We start from the raw sequence: 4823 nt of genomic DNA, 5'->3' as shown, positions 1-4823 counted from the left end.
GCCCGCAACTCGGCGGCCTGTTCCACGGACAGCTCCATACCAAGAGACCCTGCCACACAAGATCAAGTAATGCTGACGGAATCACAAGACACTAGCGACGGAGAAGCCGCAGGTGAGAGGGGCTAACGGGAGCCCTCTGTAAATCTGCCGATGGAGGGTCGTCGGCGCCCTTGTAGGCGGCCTCATGGGCCAACTGTGGGCCAGGGGTCCAGCCGAGTGCGACCCGGTCGTCGTTCTTCCAGGGCACATGTGTTGTGGACGGCCTCGGAACGACGCTCTTGAAAGCCGTCACCGTACGAGCGCGGTAGAACTTTCTCTACTTCATCAAGCACCCGTCGTCGCTTCGCTCCCGTCCAAGAGGCAGGCACACAGTGCATGAGGTCAGAACACGTCGTGGCTGGGGCGGTCGGCTCCACAACTTTAGCCAGCCACTTTGGCGCGAGCCTCGAAGATCATGGCCCCAACGTCGTGCTTTAGCGGGCAGGTCCACAGACTGCCCGACGCGCCGGAAGCTTACGGGGCCATGATCACTCGCGCCAAAGCAGCTCCCGGCCAAAGTCGCTACGCCGCCCGCGCTGTACAGTCCGAGCAAGGAGGGTCAGTGACTGAAAAAGACTCGGTACAGGGCTGGCTTCAGAGAACCAGGAGCAGTCTGTGGTGGACGCTCATGACGATCCTGATGATCACTCTAGTGGCGCTACTCGCCCTTCATGGCATCCTGAGCCTGCTGCTCCCGTTCCTCCTCCTCTTCAGTGGCACCATCGACCACTGATCGGGCGTCACGCGGTGCCGCCGTCCGGACGACGCTCTACCGCCCCTCGCGGGCCGGGCCGCTGATCGCTCCTGTCTCCGCCCCGCCCTGGGCCCTGGCTACGTCGGCGGCGCACTCGCGACACAGTCCAGATCCCGACCCCGATGATCGGGACCACGATCAACGACATCCTCACAATGGCGACGATCCCCATGAAGAGGAACGCGAACAGCAACTCCCAAATCGAGGGATCCGGTTCCATGCCCTGCCTTCTCGATGTAGTTGCATGACGCTGCTTTGGCGACGACGCCTATGCCGAACCTGCCGGTTCCGCAAGGCGCCAGCATCATGCGTCTCTGCACCTACCACTCTCCCGGGAGCCCACAACACTCGCCACGAATCCGCCGGCACCCGCGAACGGTGCTAGACACCGCCTGACATCAGTACCTGACATCAACGTCGGCGCACACAGGGGTGCACCGGCGTACACGTGCATCATGGTCAACGGGCCGACGTGGCTGTGACAGACCGCATGATCCGTGTGCGCACCCGCCTACGGATCAGAAGGTTGCAGGTTCGAATCCTGCCGAGTGCACACCAGACAAGAGGCCCCGTGGAGGAATCCACGGGGCCTCTGGCTTTTGCCTTGACGGCAGTGTTTGACGACAACCGCCTCCGGTCTGTCCACGCCCTCAAAGGGGAACACTGTCCGACATGCCTATCTCGCTGCATCACATCGTCATCGACGCCCACGACCTGCCCGCCCTGGCCCGGTTCTGGGCTGAGGTGCTGCGCTGGCGGATCCTGTCCGAGCGGGAGCGGGAGGTCGTGATCGGGCCGGACGAGACGGCCCCGGTGGGAATCTGCTTCATGCCGGTGACCGACCGCAAGGTCGTCAAGAACCGCCTGCACCTCGATCTGACATCCGCGGCGGAAGACCGGGAGGCCGAGATCGAGCGAATCCTCGCACTCGGCGCTCGCAGAGCGGACGTCGGACAGACCGGCGACGAGTCGTGGACCGTGCTGGCCGATCCGGAGGGGAACGAGTTCTGTGTAGTCCGCCCAAAGGAGACCCTCATCGGTTAGTCCTGGGAGTCGACGGCACGCCTGAGAGGCTGCACATCGTCTAGCCCGCCCCGGTCGACCTGCCGCCAGCCGTCTCAGTTTCCGTCTCACTTCATCTACGTACGCGGTCGTTCAAGGGCGTACACGAGCCGCTACCCGGATCGCACAGTGGACGGAGATGAACGCACGCGAACGACGGCGGATCACTGCCTGACCAGTACGAACAGACCTCGAAAGCGAGTGTGGCGCGGGCAGCAGGTAGGCGGACGACCCGGCCTCCGTGGGTTCCTCTAACAGGAATCTGCGCACGGGGGGCTGCCGTCGAGCCGCTCGGCGCCGGCCCCGGGTGCCAATGATGGGGCGGGGTCCAGCTGCGACGGGTCGACGCCGAGGGATCGCAGCAAGTCAGAGGGGCCGGGTGATCAGGCCCGAGGCATGGCGGGGCGCTCTATGGCGATCACGGCGGCATCGTCGTTCAGGTGCCCGCCGACGTGGTGCAGCAGGTCGCGCCGGAAGCGGCCTAGGAAGGCATCGGGGTCGCTCTCGGTCCAGCCGGTGATGCGCTCGGCGAGCGGGTAGAAAGCGCCGGTGGAGTCGCGGGCCTCGGTGACGCCGTCCGTGTACAGCAGTAGAAGGTCTCCCGGCTCGAACTGGAAGCTGTCGACGTGGTATCGCGGAGGCGCCAGTTCGCCCAGGCCCAGCGGAGGTGCGGGATGAGGGGATTCCATCGTCGTCGGTCGGCCGTTGTGCACAACGACCGGCGGCGGGTGCCCGCAGGCGACCATCTCGACTCGGCCGTCCCGGTCGAGGATGTCCAGGATGGTGGCGGTGATGAACGTTTCTCCGTAGCAGCTCGTCTCACCTGGCTCGAGCAGGTCCCAGCACACGCTTCGGTCGAGGTAGGCCACCAGCTCACCCAGGCTTGCCTGGCGGTGGGCCGCGACGCGGAACGCTCCGAGCAGCAAAGCGGCGTCATTGACCGCGGTCATCCCCTTGCCTCGCACATCGCCGACCATCAGCCGGCTGCCCGAGGTGGTGCGCGCCGCCGCGTACAGATCCCCGCCGATCTGGGCCTCGGCCTCCGCCGCAAGGTAGAGGGAGGCGACGTTCAGCGGTCCGAGATGCTTGGGCAGCGGCGGCAGAACCACACGCTGGGCAGTCTCGGACACGTACCGTACTTGCGCCAGCTCTTTTGCGCGACGCTCCCGCAGTACGCAGAAGATCACGAGGCTCGTGCCGACCAGTATCAGGGCGATGATCTGCGCCTGGTGGTTGGCTGAGAGTATCTCGTCAGGATCGCGCAGCAGCCCGATGACCGTCTGCGCGATCACCGCCAGCGCAGCGACCAGACCCACCGCCCGGGGCCCGCCGAACGACGTCGTGATTGCCGGGGCCGCGACGAGCAGCGGACCCAGATGCATGTCGGGCGGTGCAAGAAGGTCGATCACGGTCACTGCAACTATCCACACGAGCGGGATGGCGAACCATGCCCGACTCGGTTGCACCAGCCGGCGAAGTTCTTCGAGGCGCTGCGACATGACTCCTCCTACACCACCCTTACCAGGCTCGCACGCGGAGACGGGCAGTGCGGTCGCGACCTCGCTGCCCGAGCAACCGTCTGCGCCGCCCTCGACGACCTTCCGGGCCGCTGCCGCGTAGCGGCCTAGGCGCCGCACAAGGGGGCCTGGGCGGGCGTCATGCAGCACCCCACCGCGCCGACCCCGATCGAAATCGACCACGCACCGGACGCGGAGCCGGTCCGCCGGAGGCTGCGCGCTCCTTCAGCAAGCCTTCTTTCTCTGAAGATCGCTCTGTGAGCCGCTCGAACCCCGCAGGGTCTTCAAAACCCCTTGGGGTGCGCGCTGGCGCCATCCCCCCAGCTCGAAGCCCCCGCGAAGTAGGCGAACCCCAGCAAGATCAACCTCACCGGGATTTCCTGTCCCTCCACTACTCGCGGTCAGCCGCCGATCGGCTGCGACGGCTTGTTCTCTTCGGCCCATCGCCGCTCGTCGGGTGAGCCTGCGGGTGGCGGGAAGAACCCGTCGATCGTCCAGAAGTCCCGCGGCGTCTCGTCGATGTGGATCTCCCAGTGAAGCCCGCAGTGCCGCAGGAACGGTGTCAGCCGCTCGTTGATGGTGTCCATCCACTTCTTGCGTCGCTCCGGGTCGGGGGTCAGGCGGGCGATATGGTCGATCGAGATTCGCACGAACTTGGTCGCGGGCTCAGCGCCGACGAAGAAGTCCTGCGGCTCGAATGCGTGGAATGCCACGGAGACGTAGAACTTGGGCAGCTTGATCAGTTCGGCGTACAACATGGTGACCTGCGTGGCGAACTGCTGCTTGTCCTCGGCGCTGTAGAGGTTCTCCGGGTGATAGACGTGCCAGATCGGCATGGCAGCTCCTCTCTTGGGTGGATTAATGTCCTTCTGTGAAGGTTGTCCCGCCTTGGCAGCATCGCACCTGCAGACAGGGCCCACTACACAGCAGTCCTCGCAGCCTCTCGCTCAGCGACGGGCGGCCTGTGACTCGATGTCAAGGCCGACCTGGCTGGTCCTGACCGGGCGCTGCTGCGTGTGGCTTACCTGAACGAGCGCGGGTTGCAGACCGGGGCGAGGCTTGGCCCATGTCCGGGTACCTGCCGATCGTGATCTATCCGCCCGATGAGTCCGGCGGCCGCCGGGTGCGTGTCGACGGGGAGATCCTTGGCATGGCGCACAGCCTGCGGGATGTGGCGGAGTTCCTGCGTCGGGCCGGAATGGACGACATCACCGAGGAAGACGTGATTCTGTCCGGGATGATCGACTGGCGTGGAGGTGGGCCGAACCTGTGGCCTGCCCCGTGGTGAGCGAGCCTGACAACGGACTTGGATCCGTTCGAAAAGGGGCGTCGGGCACGATGTCTGACTGCGGCTCGAGTGAATCGCCCTGGGTTTGATGGAGACATCGAAGACCCGGAAGGATCCCCGTCATGGCTGCCCCCCGGAAATACTCCGACGAACTGCGTGAGCG

At 65.4% G+C, this 4823-nt stretch carries 5 protein-coding genes; 3 read left to right on the top strand and 2 right to left on the bottom strand.

The window, feature by feature from the left end:
- Window positions 1-601: 601 nt before the first annotated feature.
- Window positions 602-772 (top strand): hypothetical protein, encoded by a 171-nt coding sequence (locus tag ACFU8W_RS52030; protein ID WP_384052844.1) that lies wholly within the window; start codon window positions 602-604, stop codon window positions 770-772.
- A gap of 693 nt (window positions 773-1465) precedes the next feature.
- Window positions 1466-1837, top strand: coding sequence for a VOC family protein (locus ACFU8W_RS52025; protein WP_277327487.1), 372 nt, complete (start codon window positions 1466-1468; stop codon window positions 1835-1837).
- A gap of 401 nt (window positions 1838-2238) precedes the next feature.
- Here the strand turns inward: ACFU8W_RS52025 and ACFU8W_RS52020 are convergent, their stop codons facing one another.
- On the bottom strand, window positions 2239-3354 hold the full coding sequence (locus ACFU8W_RS52020; protein ID WP_384052841.1) for a PP2C family protein-serine/threonine phosphatase: 1116 nt from the start codon (window positions 3352-3354) through the stop codon (window positions 2239-2241).
- Between the two features lie 419 nt (window positions 3355-3773).
- Window positions 3774-4208: a tautomerase family protein gene (locus tag ACFU8W_RS52015; protein ID WP_384052839.1), complete on the bottom strand. Its 435-nt coding sequence runs from the start codon at window positions 4206-4208 to the stop codon at window positions 3774-3776.
- 230 nt (window positions 4209-4438) lie between these two features.
- Between ACFU8W_RS52015 and ACFU8W_RS52010 the strand changes: the two genes are divergently transcribed.
- Complete coding sequence (locus ACFU8W_RS52010) at window positions 4439-4660, top strand: hypothetical protein (RefSeq protein ID WP_384052837.1); 222 nt, start codon at window positions 4439-4441, stop codon at window positions 4658-4660.
- Window positions 4661-4823: the final 163 nt, after the last annotated feature.

The sequence above is a fragment of the Streptomyces sp. NPDC057565 genome (assembly GCF_042801455.1).
In the GTDB taxonomy this organism is placed as follows: domain Bacteria; phylum Actinomycetota; class Actinomycetes; order Streptomycetales; family Streptomycetaceae; genus Streptomyces; species Streptomyces yanii.
The sequence above is the reverse complement of the archived record's forward strand: the minus strand, read 5'-3'. Positions and strand labels throughout refer to the sequence as shown.

Excerpts from the sequence above, each read along its gene's own strand:
- ACFU8W_RS52025 (WP_277327487.1), top strand. The coding sequence starts at position 1,466 with ATGCCTATCTCGCTGCATCACATCGTCATCGACGCCCACGACCTGCCC.
- ACFU8W_RS52020 (WP_384052841.1), bottom strand. The coding sequence starts at position 3,354 with ATGTCGCAGCGCCTCGAAGAACTTCGCCGGCTGGTGCAACCGAGTCGG.
- ACFU8W_RS52015 (WP_384052839.1), bottom strand. The coding sequence starts at position 4,208 with ATGCCGATCTGGCACGTCTATCACCCGGAGAACCTCTACAGCGCCGAG.
- ACFU8W_RS52010 (WP_384052837.1), top strand. The coding sequence starts at position 4,439 with ATGTCCGGGTACCTGCCGATCGTGATCTATCCGCCCGATGAGTCCGGC.